This is a genomic window from Peribacillus sp. NPDC097295 (genome assembly GCF_044761665.1).
In the GTDB taxonomy this organism is placed as follows: domain Bacteria; phylum Bacillota; class Bacilli; order Bacillales; family DSM-1321; genus Peribacillus.
In genome coordinates this window covers 567188-585487 of the sequence record NZ_JBIWCW010000002.1, presented here as the reverse complement: position 1 = coordinate 585487, position 18300 = coordinate 567188, and the positions used below count along the sequence as shown (strand labels likewise).

Sequence of the window (18300 nt, the reverse complement as noted above, 5' to 3'; positions counted from 1 at the left end):
CCTTTTTCATGCAAATATCTATTCATGGCAATATTTAATTCCCTAAATCAGTTGCTTTTCTTCCCATTTGCTGTCAAGCTTATACAATCCGGACTATAAACAATAGAACAAGTAGGTGACGAATATGATCGAAGTTAAAAATTCCACACTTAGTGATGGAGAGTTCAATAGAGGCGTTTTCGCGAAACGTGACATTAAAAAGGGTGAGCTTTTACATGAAGCACCGGTTATCGCTTATCCAAATGAAGAGCATGTTCATATAGAGAAGACATTGCTGGCGGATTATGCGTTTGAGTATGGCATTAACCATACTTGCTTGCTTTTAGGTTACGGCATGCTGTTTAACCATTCCTATACGCCCAATGCGACATATGATATAAACTTTGACCAGCATACATTCGATTTCTTCGCTTATACCGACATTAAAGCCGGAGAAGAGATTACCATCAATTATAATGGTGAGGTCGATAATGAAGATCCGTTATGGTTCAATAAAGAAGATAATGGTGAAGAAGAAACTGAGTAATAGATGACATAAAGCACCTGCCGTGGCTTTTTACCACGGCAGGTGCTTTTTTGATATAAATAGAAAATCCCCTTCAAGGGATCGGTCATGCCTTAGATAAGCCGGCATTTCTCCGATTTCCTGAAAGGGGATCGTTTCATGTTCACTTAATTAGTCGGGGAATAACTTGATTTCGTTTTAGTAAAGGACTGGAGTTGGCTCTTAACCTTATCAATCGTTTCAGGATTAGCAAGTGATTTAATTTGACTCATTGTCTTTTCACGAGTTTCTTTATTACGCATTAGGTAAGCAGCTGCACCCACTAAGACGGTTCCAATCATTTTGTTTGATGGCATCTGAGTTTCCTCCTTTTATTTTAGTATAGTATAGTATTTCCCTATACCCTCTTCTTTAAACAAGGAGACCCAGACTTCCATCCCTTCAAGCGACCGGAAACGCATATAGGTTTCGTAGAAACTTGTCTTCTAATTCGTGTGCCGGTAGCGGTTTGCTGAACATATAACCCTGTACTTGGTTACACTCCAATTCTTTTAAAAAGTCGAATTGCGTTTGATATTCAACTCCCTCTGCAACGATATTCAGCTGCATGTTTTTGGCAAGGCCAATGATGGAAGCTACAATCGCTTCATCCGGACCACCAGTGGCCAAATTTCTGATAAAAGATTGATCGATTTTCAGTGTGTTAATGGGGTAATCCTTTAAGTAAGCAAAGGAACTATAACCTGTGCCAAAGTCATCTATGGCTATCTTCACGCCGAGTTCCCTTAACCTCTCAAAGGTAAAGATGGCCCTGTTCACATTGTTCATCGCCGTGCTTTCGGTTATTTCCAACTCCAGGTTTTTTCCGTCTATATTCCATTTATCCAACATTCGTTTTAACTTTTCAATGAAATTATCCTGCATGAATTGACGTGTAGATATATTGACGGCGATTTGAATGGAATCGAATCCGTCTTTATGCCAGGCATGAAGTTGGGCACAAGCTAGATCCAATATCTTCTCACCAAGTTGGATGATTAACCCCGTCTCCTCAGCTAAGGGAATGAATTCAGCTGGTGACACAAAACCCAACCTTGGATGATTCCAGCGGACCAAAGCTTCAGCACCTGAAATTTTCGCCGTCCTTGTATCAATTTTGGGTTGAAAATGTAAAATGAATTCATCATCCTTATGAATCCCTGTCCGCATTTCTTCTTCAATCTGGATTTTATCCAATCTACTTTCCATGGACTCCGTGAAGAATTTATACGACGAGTCTCCCGTGCCTTTTCCTAAGAACATGGCCAAATCAGCTCTTTTAATAAGTTCGTCGATGTTCAAGCCATCTTGGGGGAAAGCCGATATCCCGATACATGTAGTTGTATAGATGTCATGGGCATTGATCTTGATTGGTTCTTCCAATGAAAGAATCAGTTTTTGGGCGGTTATTTCCGCTTGTTCAAGCCCAGTTACTTTCGGAAGGAGTACGGTAAATTCATCCACCCCGATCCTAGCGAGGATTTCACCTGGTTCGAGGCATTCAGTAAAGCGATTGGAGATTTCTTTTATAAACAGATCACCTTGGCCATGGCCTAAGGTATCATTGATGGTCTTGAATCGATCAATATCCATCAAAAGTAATGCGGCCATTTCTTCCCCTTGTTGTTGAATGAGGATATTCGCCTTTTCCTTAAAAGCTCTCCTATTTGGCAACCCTGTAAGTTCATCATAATAGGCCATATAATTGACTTTGGCCAAAGCCGCTTTTTGCTCGGTGATGTCCTTGGCAATTCCATTGATGCCTATGATTTCGCTATCCACATACACGGGAATGGTCAAAATGCTTAAAGCGACTTTACTGTTATCCTTATGAAGGGCCTCTATTTCAAATGAGCGAAGGGTCCCTCGTAAAGTATCTATACAGTAATTTTTACATTCCTTCCATACCTCTTCAGATACTAGACTCTTCAACGACAGTTTTTGAATGTCCTCTGGTGTATACCCCAAAATCCTGGTAATGGCAGGGTTGATTGTTTCCAATCTTCCTTCCTTATTCATTCTAAAAATGATATCCGGATTATAAGTAACAAGGGAATCAAACTTTTGCTGAGTAAGCCTTAATTCCTTGTTCTGTAAGGTCAGTTTCTTATCAAAACCGATGAAGAAGATGACCAAAATCTGAATGAATAGTATAGCGATTCCAATTCCTAGGGCCAGCAAAAGCGTCCCGATCGGGAGAGCTGAACTGGTTGTATGCATCATGTCGTCACTATGATAAGTGGCAGCGGCCATTCCTGTATAATGCGTACCTGCTACAGCAACCCCCGTGATGTTTGCACTGACCATTTTTTCAACTAACCGACTGGCGCTTTGATGTTTATAGATGAAGCTGATTTTCAGTGCCACTACAGAAGTGACATAAGCAATGACCACTGACAGGAACACCAAGAAGTGATTGTACTGGATGGATGCCGACATGCGCATGGCAGCCATTCCCGTGTAATGCATGGTAAGGATGGCTGTGCCCAGCGCGGCACCGCCAATGAATAGCTGTTTCCGACTCATCGTTTCACGACTGATGAAAAACAAGGACACCCACGAAGCAAATATGGCGATTGCAATTGAAATGAGTACCTTTACATAATCATAAGAAATCGTTTCATGGACCTGTAGAGCCAACATTCCGACAAAATGCATCGACCATATGCCTAAGCCCAGTGTCACGGCTCCGCCTATTAGCCAATATCTTTTCTCTTTCTGCTTCGACTGCGTGATCCTTCCTACAAGGGCCGAAGCCGAATACGAAGCCATAGCCACAATTAAAAAGGACAGAATGACAAGCCCTGTATTATAGCTTCCTTGAATGTGCAATTTTTTTCTCCTTCATCATAAAAAGTGTCTAGTTCATATATCGGTCACATTTCAGTAATTTTAATCTTATCGATCATAAAATATACATATTTACTAGGTAGGACTAGTTTTTATACAGACAGTAAAAAGAACCCGAACGATAAAGTTTCGGGTTCTTTCTCATTCATTCAAATTCAGATTATTGATGTACTTTACACTTTCAGGACTCTTGACCACTTTTGTAGCTTGATCCGGGTCCACGCTCGTTTGTTGAATGTTATTCAATTTATATGTCAGGACGCGCTTTGTGGACTCATCAATTCGCTCCATCGGAATTTCCCCACTTTTAACGGCTTCGATGATCCCGTTGTACACCTCTAGTTGATGTGGATGTTCATGACAAACGAGGACGATGTCGACACCGGCAAGAATCGCTTCTTTTCCCATATCTTTAAAGGAAAAATAGTTTTTCACGGCCCCCATTTCCATATCATCCGTGATGACGATTCCTTTGTAGCCAAGCTTCTCTCGTAACAGGTCTTCGATAATGACCTTGGATAGGCTGGCTGGTTTTTCTTTATCATAAGCGGGATATTTTATATGGGTCACCATCATGAAAAACTTGTCATTATCCATTTCGCTGATGATTTTTTTAAACGGATAGATATCCGAGTTCTCCAGGTCAAGCTGGTTCGCTTCCACAGAAGAAGTCTCGACATGTGGGTCAACATCGCTACGGCCATTCCCCGGGAAGTGCTTTAGTGCCCCTGTAACCGAAGCATCGTTAAGGCCTTGAATCACTTTTTCCCCATATTGATGGGTTTTTTTCGGATTCGTTCCGAATGAACGGCTATCCTTTTTGGATAAATCAAGAACAGGGGCAAAGTTCAGGTTGATTCCCATTGACTCTAGCTCTCTACCGTTCAATTTAGCCACCTGATAGACTTCATCGGCAGACGCTTTTTCCCCTAACTTCTGTTGCGAAGGGATAGGCGAAACCTGTTCCCTCATTCGGATGATGTCCCCTCCTTCTTGGTCAATCGCTACCATGAGCGGGAGGGAAAAACGGCTACCTTCTGCCGATTGCTGCAGCGAGTTGGATAACTCAGCCACTTGTTTAGGCGAACTCATATTTCGGTCAAAGTAAATAATGCCGCCAATATGCTTCTCTTCGATGAACTCCTCGACCTCGGCACTCTTTTCCGTACCAGCGAACCCGATCATCATGAGCTGCCCGACTTTTTCTTCAAGTGTCATCGTTTCAATCAACTTGTCTACCTTTTCATTTGTATCCGTCATTGCATTGATTTCTTTTTCGCTTGCAGTGTCTGTCGTTTCCTTACTTTCTTGATTTTTTTCTTTCATGGATGTGTCCTCTTTTTGGACTTCCGATGTTTCTTTTTTCTCTGCGCTTTCATTTGGAAGATCCGTTTCCCTATTCAACTGGATAAGCATAACAGTTAAAAACGCAAGAAGTGCAATGAAAAAGAGGGTGAGGTATTTATATCTTTTCTTCATTGGACTTCTGTATCCACATGTTCAATGTCGGGATCTGAAAGCTTCCAACCTGAAGATTCCTTCACTACATGCCATTGACCTCTCCACGTTTGAAGTAGCGTTTCTTCATCCTTCCAATCTTCAGAAACCATTTCAAACGAGACGGTCGCCTTGCTATCGGTCATTGTTTCAACTTCTAAATATGACACTTCCTCACTCATATTATCCTCCAAATAATTTATTTTTCCCTTATGGCCTGTACTGAATTTCCACTCATACCTTTTCAACACTAAGAAATTCCAACTCGATGAGATGAATAAATTGCTCTTCATCTAGTTACTGTTGTATATTCCCCCTTGGAAGCAACCTCTAACCTAAGTGCAGAAAGGTTATCACCTAATGTCCACTCTTTACTTATGTATGTCCCTTTATGATTTGATATTCCCAGGCACTCGAAAATAAGAAAAAACCACTCTGTTCCTTAATGGGACAGAGTGGTTTTTGTATAAAGCCAGTGGTGTGTGCCCCATACTACTTGCATGACCCAATAAAAAGGAGAAACACATCATGGATCTAAAATTAAACAACCTTACGGGGAAAGCACAGGTCTCTTTACGTCATGCCATTGAGTATATGAAGGAAAAAATAACTGAACTTACGGGAAGCACCTCCATCACCATTATGGAAATCGCTAGCTATATCCAAAATCAGCCCGAGACGAATCGAGTCGATAAGGAACTCTTAGGGACGCAGTATTCCTTCTATTATTTAAAAAAAGAGGATGCGACCTACCATTTAGAAATGAAAAACACCCAAATCCTCCAGGTGGATGTCCATGTAAAAAATCACGATATCGTCTCCTACCGTTCTTATCGTGATCATTCTAAACTGACTATTCCCATTAAGATTCCTGACACACTCATACCCGAATAAGTCCATTTAGTGGCCCTAGCTTTCATAGGATGGCCACTTTTTATTTTTCTTCAATATTCGCTCCAAAAAACGAGACATATAGGAATAATTTGGGTATATGATAGATAGAGATTGTGCCAGGAAAGGTGTCGATGGTTAATGGGTGAAAAGTGGAATGTCGATGAAATGGTGGATGTTAAGGGTAAAACGGTTGTCATTACCGGGGCGAATAGTGGCCTTGGGTTTGAGACGGCTTTTGCATTGGCGGGGAAAGGTGCAGAAGTCATTCTTGCCGTCCGGAATGCGTCGAAGGGTGAAAAGGCAGTCGATCGAATTACATCGGCCCATCCTAAAGCTAATGTATCCGTGATGCCACTCGATTTAAGTGATTTGAGTAGCATTCATCATTTTACTGATTCCTTTGTGGAAAACTATGATTCTTTGTCCATCCTTATCAATAATGCCGGCGTCATGATTCCCCCTTATTCCCAGACGAAGGATGGGTTCGAAATGCAATTCGGAAGCAATCACCTCGGGCATTTTGCCTTAACCGGCCTGTTGCTGCCCAAGATCCTCTCCACTAGAAACTCTCGGGTCGTCACGTTAAGCAGTCTAGCCGCCATCAATGGATTCATAGACTTCGATAACCTAGATGGAAAGAAACATTATAAAGCCATGAGATTTTATGCTCAAAGTAAACTTGCCAATCTTCTCTTCTCCCGCGAATTGCAGAACAAGTTCGAACAGCACCATTCCGAATCGATTAGTGTCGCCTGCCACCCTGGACTTTCCCATACAAACCTCATGTCACGGGGATCCGGCAAACCCTTGAATAAGTTTGTCCACTACTTGTCCAAAACCATTACGCAACCCGCCAATATGGGTGCTCTTCCTACACTTTACGCAGCAACGGAACCTAGCTTAAAAGGTGGAGAATACATAGGTCCTGATGGTAAAAAAGGTAGAAAGGGCTTTCCTAAGAAGGATGACATCATTGATACCTTATATGATAAGGACATTTCAGAAAAACTATGGGACATCTCAGAAACCTTGACAGGCGTGCATTATGGCTTCACGGCAGACTTACATCAAACATGAACAACGATTTCGTTTTATGAAGGACAGGATTTTTCTGTTCTTTTTATTTTGGCCTTTTTAATGAACCATGCGTAATTTTCCATTTAAGAGAGATACTATAAAAAAATTAATGAGGGACAAATATGCTTGAAAAAGGAAAAATCTCTTCATATCAACTGGCATTGATTATCTATCCAACAATCTTCGCTACGGCCATTTTGACTGTGCCAGCCATATCCCATTCATATGCAGGGCGAGATATGTGGATATCCCCGATCCTCGGCTCGTTGAATGGTTTTTTTACGGCTTATATCCTATACCAATTACATAAGATGTTCCCGAACGAAACGATATTCGAATACAGCCAGCATATCATCGGCAAGTTTCCTGCAAAGGTTCTAACTTGGTTATATGTGTTCTTCTTCCTATACATGTCAGGCTTCCTCTTAAGGGAATATGCCGATTTCATCATTATCACGCTTTTGCCTGAAACCCCAAGAGTAGTCATCATGGGTACCTTGGTCTTGGTTTCTTCCTTCGCCATTTCTGGAGGTTTGGCGGTGGTGGGAAGGACTTCATCTCTGTTCATTCCCATATTCATCATTCCGATTCCAATCATTATGCTCTTCCTATTTCATGACTTTGACACGACACAAATTTTCCCGATTTTAGAAGATGGTCTAATGCCCTCATTGTTGGGTGCTGCCGTTCCGCAGGCCTGGTTCAGTGAAGTCTTTATCATTTCCGTGTTGCTTCCATTTTTGAAAGATCGTAAGAAAGGGATGAAGTGGACCATCATCTCCCTCATCGCGATTATGCTGAGTCTTATTTGTGTGAATTTAATCACCCTATTTTTATTTGGCGAACTCACTAACTACTACACTTTTCCTGTATTCAAGGCTATTCGGTACATCAGCTTCATGGATTTCTTCGAGCACCTTGAAGCGGCAATCATACCCGGCTGGATGCTTGGGGCATATATCAAGTTGACGATTTTCAACTATGTTCTTGTTCTGTGTACAGCTCAATGTTTGAATCTTTCCAGCTATAAATCGCTTATTTTACCGTTGGGATTTTTGATGACTCTGTTCGGTTTATGGGAGTTTTACAATCTTCAGGGTCAGACCGAGTTCACACGAACCGTCTTCCCATTTCTTCTTCCCATCATGCTGACACTAATCCCAACCCTTTTATTAGTGAAAGCTAAGATTAATAGGCGCCATCAACAGAAAAAGGACTTGCCGAGTGATTCATCGCTATCCTAACTAAGAGCCAACCATCAATTAGAAAGGAGATGTCCGTGTCATGAATCAAACTGAGCAAGAGGCATTAAAACAAGACTTGCCGCTTTTTAAGGAACTTTCCAAAAATCGTTCCTATCTAAAGGCTACATATGAAAATTGTGATGATGTCACCTTTCACACCTTTTTCATTGGTGGTCATACAGAGGCTGTCCTCCTTTATATGGAGGGGTTATCCGATACGAAACAAATTGAAAATAATGTGATGGAAACGCTGATGGATGATCAATCCTCTTTTACGAATATCCATAAGACCGTAAAGGAAAAGCTTCACGTCCTTGATGCAAAAGAAATTCATACCTTCACCGATTGCATCACATACGTTTCCATCGGATACTCGATTCTCATGCTTCAACGCGAAGATTGTGCCCTGGCACTTGGTCTTGTGAAAACTAAAAAGCGCCCGATTGAGGAACCTGAAGCAGAGAGTGTGGTTCGAGGTCCTCGTGAAGGGTTTATCGAGGACATAAAAACCAACATCTCCCTTATCCGCAAAAAAATCAGCTCCCCTACCCTTAAAATGCAGTCGTTCAAAGTGGGAAGCTATACAAAAACGGAGGTTGTACTTGCTTATATAGAGGGGAAGGCTGATAAACAGGTATTGGAGAAATTGAAAACCAGGATCAATCAGATGGAATTGGATGGAGTTTTGGAGACGGGATATATTGAGGGCTTCATCAAAGATCATCCTTATTCGCCGTTTCCGCAATTATTAACAACAGAAAGACCGGATGTAGCAGCCGCCAATTTATTGGAAGGCCGTATCGTCATCTTAGTCGATGGGACTCCCTTCATTCTCGTTGCCCCTGTCAGCTTCTATTCCTTCATCCAATCACCGGAAGATTATTATTTTGGGTTTTTAATCGGTTCATCCGTTCGTCTATTACGATACCTGTTCATTTTTTTCTCTGTCACCCTGCCTTCAATATATGTTGCCATCCTGACCTTTCACCAGGAAATGATTCCGACCACTCTGTTAATCACCATAGCCTCATCGCGGGAAGCGATTCCATTCCCTGCTTTTGTGGAAGCAATCATGATGGAAGTGACCTTTGAGGCACTGCGAGAAGCAGGCCTCCGCCTACCTAAACAAATCGGTGCGGCCGTCAGTATCGTCGGGGGACTGGTTATCGGTCAAGCTGCCGTTCAAGCAGGAATCGTTTCCGCTCCAATGGTCATCGTCGTTTCTTTAACCGGCATTGCTTCTTTTTTAGTGCCTCGCTATTCGCAAGGTATTGCTTTAAGGTTATTGCGTTTCCCAGTCATACTCCTTGCTGGGACATTGGGATTATTCGGGCTGATGCTCGGTATCATGACAATCGGCATTCATCTATGCAAGTTGACCTCCATTGGGGTACCTTATCTACCACCTATGAGAAATGGCGCATGGAAGGACATTTTCGTACGGGCATCTTGGCAGTCATTGCAAAAACGGAGCCTTCATGACTCCAATCAGAAAAACCTTGGAATGAGAGGAAAGGACTCCAAAGCATGATGACCATTCTTATTAACCCTATCAAAAAAACCTTTACCGTGATGATGCTCTGTTTTTTCACGTGTTCCCTTTCCGGTTGTTGGGGTAGCAAAGAGCTTTCTAATATGGCCTTAGTCATGGCAACAGGGATTGATTTAACCGATGAGGATAAAGTCAAATTGTCGATTCAGGTATTCATTCCCCGGGCTGCCAGCAGTCAGCAGCAAGGTGCTGGTCCTGGGATGGGTGGAGCGGAAAGCCTGGTCTTGGTTAAATCGGCAACAGGCGAAAATATGGCCGATGCCATGATTAACTTGCAAAAGTTATTTACTCGCCAGATTTTCTGGGGGCATTGTGATGCCTACATCATCGGTGAAAAGCTTGCCCGGAAAGGTGATTTAAATGATCAAATTGATTTTATCAATCGCCATCCTGACCCTCGTGCACGTGCCGATTTATTTATCAGCAAGGGACCAGCCGCCGACCTACTCGGATTGATTCCCTCACTTGAAAGTTATATGGGAGATGTCTTACAAAAGTCATCTGAACTGAATTTCAAGAAACCGATAACGGTAAAGGACTTTCAGGTGATGACAGTCAGCGATTCCAAGGGTGGCATACTCCCGGTCCTCGAAATATCCAAGCCTGACCAACCCAAAAAGGCGACAGAGACCATCACAAAATTTTCAGGGGTAGCCATCTTCAATGGTGATAAAATGGTCGGCACAATTAACGAAGACGTTACGCAGGGATTACTATGGGTCAGGAATCAAAATAAAGTGAGCGCCATTACGGGGGCAACCCCTAGCGGAAAGAAAATATCGGTTCACCCGCTTCGACAATCAACGAAGCTGATTCCCAAGATAGAGAAAGGAAAATGGAGTATCACAGTCGATCTGACCGTAGATAGTTTATTGGTTCAAAATGGGAGCAATTTGGATATCATGAATCCATCTAGCACAAAGCACGCTGAAACCTACCTAAAACGCGCAGTGGAACGAGATATCAAGGCCTCCTTTACAGAGGTGAGAAGTGGCATGAGTACCGACGCCTTCGGTATTGCAGAATCCTTTCACAAGGAATATCCTGAAGAATGGAAAAAGGTGAAAGACCAATGGCAGTACTTCTTTCCCCATGTCAAAGTGAACGTGAATGCCCATATAAAAGTGCGAGAGCCAGGACTGATGACTAAAACTTTAGGTACGATAAAGAGAGGTGATTAGCATTTGAAAGTGGTTGCTATTATAGGGGTAACCGTCTTACTCCTCATTCTCATCCTTATCGAATATCCTACCATCGATCATACGCATAAAAGAGAGAAAAGGACGTTCGCCACATTACTGTCACTCGGTTGGGTGCTAGCCGTCCTCCTTATTCTTTATCCGGAAATGCCAGGTCCCACACATTTGTTGAATTTACTTTTCGAGCCATTAAAGAAGCTGTTATAAAGAAAAGAGGGAGCAAATGCCCCCTCTTTCGTCTTGTATTATTCAGCGTCAAAAACTTCGACTTTCTCCATTTTGTCGCCATTTTTCATTGCTCTAGCTGTTTCAAGACCTGATGTTACTTTACCGAATACCGTGTGAACACCGTTAAGATGTGGTTGTGGTTCGTGAACGATAAAGAATTGGCTTGAACCAGTATCTTTTCCTGCATGTGCCATAGACAGGCTACCCGCTTCATGCTTATGTGGGTTTCCTTCTGTTTCACATTTGATTTGAGTGCCGCTTCCGCCTGCACCTGTACCCGTTGGATCTCCACCTTGGCTTACGAAGCCAGGGATGACGCGGTGAAAGACTACACCATTGTAGAATCCTGTGTTCGCTAAGTTTTCGAAGTTAGCGACTGTGTTTGGTGCTTCGTTAGGGAAAAGATCAAATTCGATTTTTTCTCCGTTTTCCATCAATATGTATCCTTTTTTAGCCATTATAAAACATCTCCTTTAAAATGAACTGATTCAGTCTTAATAGTACCATTTTTAGCAAGAGAAAGAAAAGAAAGCGCTGTGTTTTCAGTTCCAATTATTATACAGCGTACGTTTCATCTCTTATAATAGGGAATATTCACTGTAAAAGGAGGAAAAAACATGACACAGCATTTTGAAGCATTAGTCGTGAACAAACAAGAAAATGACTTTTCCTTATCCATTCAGCAACTATCACTCGGCGATCTCCCTGAAGGTGAAGTGCTTATTCGCGTCCATTATTCCGGCGTGAACTATAAAGACAGCCTTGCAACCATTCCTAATGGAAATATCGTTGCTAGCTATCCGATTGTACCTGGTATCGATTTGGCAGGGGTTGTCGTTTCATCTAAGGATCCCCGTTATAAAGAAGGCGATGAAGTCATCGCTACCTCCTACGGAATCGGCGTTTCACATTTCGGGGGCTATGGCGAGTTCGCCCAAATCCCAGCTGAGTGGGTTGTCCCACTACCTGAAGGTTTAACCTTGAAAGAAGCGATGATAATCGGAACGGCCGGATTCACCGCCGCACTTTCTGTTATGCGTTTAGAGCAAAATGGGGTTACACCTGATTCCGGTAATGTTCTTGTTACAGGAGCCACGGGAGGCGTGGGTAGCTTTGCCGTCTCGATTCTTTCCAAGCTTGGCTATTCAGTGGAAGCAAGCACAGGAAAAAAATCAGAACACGCCTACATAAAGGAACTAGGTGCCACGAAAATTTTATCACGTGAAGATGTCTATAACGGCACGCTTCGTCCACTCGGTAAGCAAAAATGGATTGGTGCCGTTGACCCTGTCGGTGGAGATCCATTGGCCTCGGTCCTTAGTCAAATTATATATGGCGGTTCTGTAGCGGTTAGTGGCTTAACAGCAGGAACAAACCTGCCAACGACTGTCTTTCCATTCATTCTAAGGGGGGTCAACTTACTTGGAATCGATTCAGTGAACTGTCCTATGGAAACGAGGTTGCAAGTATGGAAACGTCTTGCCACCGACTTTAAGCCTTCCCATTTAAAACAGCTCATTCAACAGGAAATTACCCTTAAGGAGCTTCCAACCGTCCTGCCTACCTTACTAAAAGGTGAAGCAAGGGGACGGACGATCGTGAAACTATAAAATTAAAAAGGTGACGAAAGCATTCGCTTCTCGTCACCTTTTAATGTTTCAATTTAGAAGTAGGTAGTATGATTTCTACGGTCGTCCCTTTGCCCACTTCACTCCTGAAGTTGATTTCCCCATGATGCTCCTGGACAATTTTAGAACTGACCATAAGCCCTAGCCCCGTTCCTTTTTCGGTCGTACTATAAAAAGGCTGACCCAGATGCTTCATGCGTTCCTCTGTCATTCCACACCCCGAATCAATAAAACGGATCATCAAGTTCTCTTCGTCATGCTTATCGAGCGAAATATGCAGTTTTCCACCATCTTTCATGGCTTCCATCGCATTATTCACTACATTAGTAAACACTTGCTTTAACAAATTGGATTCACCAAACACCGTGGAATCATCAATTAAGGATTCCTTAGTTATTTCCACATCACAAAGAATCGCTTGAAACTTGGCTAACTTGATTACACTGTCTAAAATAGCGGATAGCTGTATAGATTCGCATGTTTGTAATGGAGGGGATGCAAGCCATAGAAATTCCTCGGTCAAACGTTCAATTTTTTCTACTTCTCTCACTGACAAATCAAGATATTCTTGCTTGCCCGAAGTTTCCCCCATTAATTGCAAAAATCCCTTGATCGCTGTTAGCGGATTCCTGATTTCATGGGCAACACCTGCCGCCATCTGTCCTACTGCAGAAAGCATATTCGTCTTACACAATAATTCCTCTGTTTTCTTTCGTTCGGTAATATCCCTACAAAATACTTGGATGGCTGGATAGCCATTATAAATAATCGGAAGGGCTATCGTCTCCCCATAAAATACTTCTCCATTATAGCGCCTGAACTTTTGCTCCAACAAATCGACCTTTTTCCCTTCATCTCTCATTACATCAATTCGCTGGCTTACAGTGTCTTGAGAATCAGGGTGAACGAACTGAAAAACGGATTTCCCGATGATATCTTTCACACTTTTCATTCCCAGCATCCTTGCACCCTCAGGATTCATATATTCAATGATTCCATTACGGTGCACAAAGATCGCTTCAGGAGATACCTCCACTAAACTGCGATAGCGTTCTTCGCTCTCCTTCATTGCCAATTCCGCTAACTTTTGGTGCGTAATATCCCGGTAGACGAAAGCTAATCCCATCGGTTCATTTTGGTTATCTCTGATGGTAAAAAGGGTGATGCTTACATCAATGAGTTGACCATCTTTTCTTTGACGTACCGTTTCAAAACCCTTCTTTTGTTCACCTGACTTTACCTGTTCATGCAGTTCATCAACAGATTCCTTCAAGAAATCTGGGATGATCGGGTAAGGTTCACCAAATACCTCATCATTCTTCCAACCAAAAAACTCTTCAAAAGTAGCATTAACTTGAAGGGTCCTACCTTCTAAATCAACGATAGAAATGGCATCCGCGCTTTGTTCCATGAAGGATTGAAGTTGCTTTGTAATATCATCAAATTTACCTTCCATTTGCCCTTGTCTATAATTAATTAGCTTTTTCACTAGATTTTTTCCTTTCCAATTCCGAAAATTCACTTACTCAATTTTACAGTAGCAGTAAATCAATTACCAGTATTTTATAGTAGTTTTCATCACGAAGATAGTAGAAACTGTAAAAAAAGCTAAACCAAGTAGATTTAGCCTCCCCTTTTTTTCCTATACCCAGTGAATTGAAACCCTATATTGAAGTCAGGTTGGATGGCACGCGTGGCTGTCATGGTATTCGGCGTAGGTGGTGCTATTACTGATTCTTACATAGGATTTTGTAATTGGAATTGTGGATTATGGACATAAAAAAGACGACACATAGGTGTGCCGCCTTTTTTAGCCAATCAATCTTTTGGATCGAAAGCCGCTTCAAATGCAGAAGATACCTTTTCGAACTCCTCGTCCGTCTCGATATCATTCAGCTCTCCTTCGCCTTCAACTCTGAAAAAGAAAATATCGATATCTTCCTCTGTATCCTCTTCGATATCTTCCAATAAGCCTACAGCTACATATTCTGTTCCTTCAACATCCAATGTTCCTAGAACCTCAACCTCATGCTCTTGATCACTGTCGTCAGTAAGAGTGAAAACTTCACCTTCGCGAATGCTTCCCATGAAAATCTCTCCTCTCATGTCCATTTAAAATGGGTTTGTTTCCATAGTATATCTACAATTCCATACAGAAACAAATTTTTGCTTTAAAAAAGATAAATTCTTTTTCTTTTCAAAAGAAAATACAGTAAAGTGGAAAAATAATCTAAAATTTCGAACGAAATGTAAACTTCTTACCAATATATAGTATAGAACGGAAGGAGGTAATAGAATGGTTGAACAACCTGACTTGTTGGATACCATCACCCGTTTTTTAAATGGAGAAGCGGAGGCATACGATGACTTATATGAAATAACCATCCAAAATGTCTATAAAAACGTCCACTTTCTTATAGATGAAAAAGCTGATGTCGATGATGTTGTTCAAGATATCTACATACAAGTTTATAAGTCTCTAAGTAAGTATGATCGTGAAAGACCTTTTAAACCCTGGTTGACGGGAATTGTCATCAAGACAATTCAAACGTACCGACGGAAAAGATGGACGCGTCTTCGAATTTCCAAAAAAGCCGAAGAGACTAAACAAGTCACGGTACCCGACTTTTCCAATGATATTGTAGATAAAATCTCTAATCAACACCTTGTATATTTAGTGAACCAGTTGCCCTACAAGCTCAAACAGGTCGTGATCCTCCGCTACTTAAATGATTATTCTCAAGAAGAAGTGGCCCTTATATTAGATATCCCAATTGGGACCGTCAAATCCCGTATCCATGCTTCTTTAAAAAAATTGAGTGCTCATGGGAAAGAGAGCCTTTTATTCTTAGAGAAAGTGAGGAATGTATAATGAAGAACTTTCATACTCAGTTAAGGGAATCGCTACAAGAAGAAAGTATGGGCGTGAATGCTCCGCCTGAACTAAAAGTAAAAGTAATGAGTAAACTGACCACTTATCGCGGAAAAAGAAAAAAACATCTGATTACAGGAATTCTCATTGCCTCATTATTACTCCCGACAAGCGCTTTCGCCTATCAAACTTATTTAGCGGATGAGTTATACGGGTCTTTCGACTATCTAAAAAAGCATGTAGCTAATGCCACGATGGAGGGGTACTTCCTTTTGGACGCAAAACTATCCCAAGCTAAAGGCGATTTGGGAAAAGAAGAGTATGGACAATTTAAAGAAGACTTGCAAGTATTAACCGCAGCTAAATTGGAATATGGCAATTCAAACGGGAATATCGACTACGACAAGATACCTGCAAATAAAGCTGAGGAACTGAAAATTATATTAATGGATTTACAACCCTATTTCGATAAACTGAACGGCCTGGTATCGAGCGAAGAACTATTATCGAGCGAGGAATACGAAACATATATCGAGGCCCTTATGACTTATGAAAAAATCACGGTTCAGAGCGGAACCGATGCTGATGTACCTAATGACGCTGAAAGCTTACCTCCTTCCCTCCAAGCAGACTTTCAAGAAGCATTAGACACCATGGACTACGTAAACGAGAAACAAATGCCCGAAGATGCCTTTTAAATACTTGTTAGACAATCCGTAAAGGGTTGTCTTTTTTTGTACCAGCCTAAGTACTCATTTCTTATAATAATCAGATTATTTCGTTTACTTTGCTGTTTTTTTATATCGAATCATATATACTAATCTTGCTTATCTACAACACGAAGGAGGAACCCCATTGGCTAGGAAAAAAGTCGATCATATCGGCATCGTTGTTAGAGATTTAGAAACATCCATCTCCTTTTATCAGGAAGTATTGGATTTGAAATTGAAAGCACGTGTTCTCCATACGAATGGTGTCATTCAACTTGCCTTTCTTGGCTACGACGGTACTGACGAAACCGAAATTGAATTAATTCAAGGATATAGTGACTCGTTACCATCCGAAGCAACGATTCATCACTTTGCCATTACTGTAGATGATATCGAGGAAGAATATGCCCGCATTCAAAAGCTCGAAAACGTCAAACTGATTGATGAAGAAATCATCACCCTACCAAACGGCTATCGCTATTTCTACATATACGGACCGGAGAAAGAATGGATTGAATTTTTCCAGAGATAAACATAAAAAGCAGAGCGATCAGCTTCTGCTTTTTTAGTGAGTTATTAAACTTCATCTACAGGCAATCAGGATTGCTCTGGTTCCACCCTCCGCCTTGTTCCACGGATCGATCGAAATTACTGTCCCTATCCCCGTCAATCTAAATCCTCTTCCCATTTGCCAATGTCCAGGACCTTAGTGGCCCTGTTTCTAGAAAGCATATCGATATATCCCATAATATAACGGTCCGAGTGTAATAATTAGTGTGACCCCGGTAAGGATACTTTTCGTACTTTCTGACAAACCTTCTAGTGCATCTTCTCCGTCGTCATGTTTACCGATATAACTGAAAAGAACATCCCACAGTAATCCACACACAAACACGATTTTCCATACAAGAGGGTTGAATATCGATGTATTCGTCACAAATCCAAATAGTCCGATCCACGTTATAATAGATATAACAAAGTCCACTTTTAAAGAAAGGGTTCTTAGACCTTTGACCAAAAAAGCAATGGCCACCGTTCCTAATATCCCTAAATATATTGTCCAAAAAATATGCATTGCGCCATCCTTCTTCCCCTAAGATTCTTCAATTATATGAAGAATAGGATAAAAGGGGAATACAATAACGGCATTCTCTTAAACTAGTGCATATATCCCGCTATTTACTTTTTTGGACTTACCTGGTTAAATTTTCGAGTGATGATAAAGGTTAGGAGCGAAGAACAGGAAAATTTCCGCAGGAACGACCGAGAAAGGAACTTCAACAGAATTATCGGAGGTTTGAATAAGAGAGTATCAAATGTTAGAAGAACGTGATTCCGGGTGTAAGTGCCCATCGAATCACCTTCTTCCTTTTATCTCAGATTACCAGCTTGCCTTTTTGATGCCCGCGATTTGCCCGATATGTGCAAGGTCACGGAAAACGATCCTGGACATGTTGAATTTCCGCATATATCCACGTGGTCTTCCCGTAACTCCACACCGATTGTGAATACGTGTTGGTGAAGCATCCCTTGGGAGCTTGGCCAATGCTGCATAATCTCCTTTCACTTTAAGTTCCCATCGAACCTCTGCATACTTTTCTACTGTTTCCAGCTGTTTTTTTGCCTTTGCTATCTTTGACTTTTTTGCCACCTTAGTTATCTCTCCTTCTATAATAATGTTTATATTGTACCCGGATTACTTTGTTTCACGGTGAAGCGTGTGTTTCTTTAAGCGCGGGCAGTACTTTTTCAATTCGATTCGATCGGGATGGTTCCGCTTGTTTTTCGTCGTTATATAATTCCGGTCCCCCGTCTCTGTACATGCCAAGGTAATGTTTACTCTCATGTATGTTCCCTCCTAAATGTTTTATAAATATCATTAATCGTCATGATTACGTTTTATGACGTTTATTTCTATATGATAAAGCGTAATGATTACTATTTGCAAGTTTTTTCGTAAACTTTTTCGATTTTTCCTTGGTTCCCTGCTCAACTTCAAATATCT

At 41.5% G+C, this 18300-nt stretch carries 21 protein-coding genes; 11 read left to right on the top strand and 10 right to left on the bottom strand.

Annotated elements, in window-relative coordinates; translation table 11 throughout:
* The first annotated feature begins 124 nt into the window (after window positions 1-124).
* Entirely contained in the window at window positions 125-526 is a 402-nt protein-coding gene (locus ACIQXN_RS06085) for an SET domain-containing protein (protein ID WP_402963237.1), read from the top strand.
* 146 nt (window positions 527-672) lie between these two features.
* Here ACIQXN_RS06085 and ACIQXN_RS06080 read toward each other — a convergent pair whose 3' ends face one another.
* The 4 genes from ACIQXN_RS06080 to ACIQXN_RS06065 form a co-directional block, all read right to left on the bottom strand.
* Window positions 673-861 (bottom strand): hypothetical protein, encoded by a 189-nt coding sequence (locus ACIQXN_RS06080; RefSeq protein ID WP_402963234.1) that lies wholly within the window; start codon window positions 859-861, stop codon window positions 673-675.
* A gap of 85 nt (window positions 862-946) precedes the next feature.
* The gene (locus ACIQXN_RS06075; RefSeq protein WP_402963231.1) at window positions 947-3376 is read right to left on the bottom strand and encodes a bifunctional diguanylate cyclase/phosphodiesterase; all 2430 of its coding nucleotides are present in this window, start codon (window positions 3374-3376) and stop codon (window positions 947-949) included.
* A gap of 159 nt (window positions 3377-3535) precedes the next feature.
* Window positions 3536-4873 (bottom strand): beta-N-acetylhexosaminidase, encoded by a 1338-nt coding sequence (nagZ, locus tag ACIQXN_RS06070; RefSeq protein ID WP_402963228.1) that lies wholly within the window; start codon window positions 4871-4873, stop codon window positions 3536-3538.
* Complete coding sequence (locus tag ACIQXN_RS06065) at window positions 4870-5073, bottom strand: hypothetical protein (protein ID WP_402963225.1); 204 nt, start codon at window positions 5071-5073, stop codon at window positions 4870-4872. Before ACIQXN_RS06065 ends, nagZ begins: the two co-directional genes overlap by 4 nt.
* A gap of 346 nt (window positions 5074-5419) precedes the next feature.
* Between ACIQXN_RS06065 and ACIQXN_RS06060 the strand changes: the two genes are divergently transcribed.
* The 6 genes from ACIQXN_RS06060 (at window position 5420) to ACIQXN_RS06035 (ending at window position 11064) form a co-directional block, all read left to right on the top strand.
* The gene (locus ACIQXN_RS06060) at window positions 5420-5785 is read left to right on the top strand and encodes a hypothetical protein (protein WP_402963222.1); all 366 of its coding nucleotides are present in this window, start codon (window positions 5420-5422) and stop codon (window positions 5783-5785) included.
* Window positions 5786-5923: 138 nt separating this feature from the next.
* Complete coding sequence (locus ACIQXN_RS06055) at window positions 5924-6862, top strand: oxidoreductase (protein WP_402963219.1); 939 nt, start codon at window positions 5924-5926, stop codon at window positions 6860-6862.
* Between the two features lie 122 nt (window positions 6863-6984).
* Window positions 6985-8106: a GerAB/ArcD/ProY family transporter gene (locus ACIQXN_RS06050; RefSeq protein ID WP_402963216.1), complete on the top strand. Its 1122-nt coding sequence runs from the start codon at window positions 6985-6987 to the stop codon at window positions 8104-8106.
* Between the two features lie 40 nt (window positions 8107-8146).
* On the top strand, window positions 8147-9637 hold the full coding sequence (locus tag ACIQXN_RS06045) for a spore germination protein (protein WP_402963213.1): 1491 nt from the start codon (window positions 8147-8149) through the stop codon (window positions 9635-9637).
* Window positions 9634-10839: a Ger(x)C family spore germination protein gene (locus ACIQXN_RS06040; RefSeq protein WP_402963210.1), complete on the top strand. Its 1206-nt coding sequence runs from the start codon at window positions 9634-9636 to the stop codon at window positions 10837-10839. The genes ACIQXN_RS06045 and ACIQXN_RS06040 overlap by 4 nt, the downstream gene beginning before the upstream one ends.
* A 3-nt stretch (window positions 10840-10842) precedes the next feature.
* Window positions 10843-11064: a hypothetical protein gene (locus ACIQXN_RS06035; protein WP_402963207.1), complete on the top strand. Its 222-nt coding sequence runs from the start codon at window positions 10843-10845 to the stop codon at window positions 11062-11064.
* Between the two features lie 38 nt (window positions 11065-11102).
* On the opposite strand, the gene ACIQXN_RS06030 is transcribed toward ACIQXN_RS06035, so the two are convergent.
* On the bottom strand, window positions 11103-11543 hold the full coding sequence (locus ACIQXN_RS06030; RefSeq protein ID WP_402963204.1) for a peptidylprolyl isomerase: 441 nt from the start codon (window positions 11541-11543) through the stop codon (window positions 11103-11105).
* A gap of 159 nt (window positions 11544-11702) precedes the next feature.
* Here ACIQXN_RS06030 and ACIQXN_RS06025 point away from each other — a divergent pair, with 159 nt between their 5' ends.
* The gene (locus ACIQXN_RS06025; RefSeq protein WP_402963201.1) at window positions 11703-12695 is read left to right on the top strand and encodes an NADPH:quinone oxidoreductase family protein; all 993 of its coding nucleotides are present in this window, start codon (window positions 11703-11705) and stop codon (window positions 12693-12695) included.
* 40 nt (window positions 12696-12735) lie between these two features.
* Here the strand turns inward: ACIQXN_RS06025 and ACIQXN_RS06020 are convergent, their stop codons facing one another.
* Both ACIQXN_RS06020 and ACIQXN_RS06015 read right to left on the bottom strand, forming a co-directional pair.
* Window positions 12736-14202: a PAS domain S-box protein gene (locus ACIQXN_RS06020; protein WP_402963198.1), complete on the bottom strand. Its 1467-nt coding sequence runs from the start codon at window positions 14200-14202 to the stop codon at window positions 12736-12738.
* A gap of 329 nt (window positions 14203-14531) precedes the next feature.
* The gene (locus tag ACIQXN_RS06015; protein ID WP_402963195.1) at window positions 14532-14801 is read right to left on the bottom strand and encodes a DUF1292 domain-containing protein; all 270 of its coding nucleotides are present in this window, start codon (window positions 14799-14801) and stop codon (window positions 14532-14534) included.
* 208 nt (window positions 14802-15009) lie between these two features.
* Here ACIQXN_RS06015 and ACIQXN_RS06010 point away from each other — a divergent pair, with 208 nt between their 5' ends.
* From ACIQXN_RS06010 to ACIQXN_RS06000, 3 genes are all read left to right on the top strand, one after another.
* Window positions 15010-15585 carry a sigma-70 family RNA polymerase sigma factor gene (locus ACIQXN_RS06010; protein ID WP_402963192.1) on the top strand — a complete coding sequence of 192 codons (576 nt, stop codon included), beginning with the start codon at window positions 15010-15012 and terminating at the stop codon, window positions 15583-15585.
* Entirely contained in the window at window positions 15585-16283 is a 699-nt protein-coding gene (locus ACIQXN_RS06005) for a DUF3600 domain-containing protein (RefSeq protein ID WP_402963189.1), read from the top strand. Before ACIQXN_RS06010 ends, ACIQXN_RS06005 begins: the two co-directional genes overlap by 1 nt.
* 157 nt (window positions 16284-16440) lie before the next feature.
* The gene (locus ACIQXN_RS06000; RefSeq protein WP_402963186.1) at window positions 16441-16827 is read left to right on the top strand and encodes a VOC family protein; all 387 of its coding nucleotides are present in this window, start codon (window positions 16441-16443) and stop codon (window positions 16825-16827) included.
* 189 nt (window positions 16828-17016) lie between these two features.
* Here ACIQXN_RS06000 and ACIQXN_RS05995 read toward each other — a convergent pair whose 3' ends face one another.
* The 3 genes from ACIQXN_RS05995 to rpmG all read right to left on the bottom strand — a co-directional run bounded on the left by ACIQXN_RS05995 (window position 17017) and on the right by rpmG (window position 18141).
* Window positions 17017-17370, bottom strand: a complete 354-nt coding sequence (locus tag ACIQXN_RS05995; protein ID WP_402963183.1) for a hypothetical protein — start codon at window positions 17368-17370, stop codon at window positions 17017-17019.
* 306 nt (window positions 17371-17676) lie between these two features.
* Window positions 17677-17946 carry a 30S ribosomal protein S14 gene (gene rpsN, locus ACIQXN_RS05990; protein WP_402963180.1) on the bottom strand — a complete coding sequence of 90 codons (270 nt, stop codon included), beginning with the start codon at window positions 17944-17946 and terminating at the stop codon, window positions 17677-17679.
* A gap of 45 nt (window positions 17947-17991) precedes the next feature.
* The gene (rpmG, locus tag ACIQXN_RS05985) at window positions 17992-18141 is read right to left on the bottom strand and encodes a 50S ribosomal protein L33 (protein WP_402871234.1); all 150 of its coding nucleotides are present in this window, start codon (window positions 18139-18141) and stop codon (window positions 17992-17994) included.
* Window positions 18142-18300 lie beyond the last annotated feature (159 nt).